1 protein-coding gene is annotated in these 287 nt (G+C 72.5%); it reads right to left on the bottom strand.

The annotated features are described in order from the left end of the window. Positions 1–287, bottom strand: a 287-nt coding sequence (locus tag IO39_RS43585) for a nitroreductase/quinone reductase family protein (RefSeq protein WP_043637853.1), incomplete at both ends; no start/stop codon positions are given.

Genomic DNA, 287 nt, shown 5'->3' with positions numbered 1-287 from the left:
GCTCCAGGACGACCACGGGGATCTGCCTGCGGCTCCTGGCCTCGTAGGTCCGGTAGACCGGCGCGAGCTCGGTCATCATGCGCCAGAGCCGCTCCCGTTCCGGCCCCTCGGCGGTGCGCGCCCGGGCGGTGAACCGCTCGCCGAGGATCTGCACGCCGACCTCCGGGTTGGCCATCACGTTGAGGTACCACCCGGGATGCGTGTGGGTGATGGCCGAGCCGGAGGCCACCAGCACGTAGCGGCCGTCGTCCTCGCCGAAGAACAGCCCCGTGCGCAGCCACCGGCCC

The sequence above is a fragment of the Nonomuraea candida genome, assembly GCF_000725485.1.
GTDB classification, from domain to species: Bacteria; Actinomycetota; Actinomycetes; order Streptosporangiales; family Streptosporangiaceae; genus Nonomuraea; species Nonomuraea candida.
This window is presented reverse-complemented; position numbering and strand designations above follow the sequence as displayed.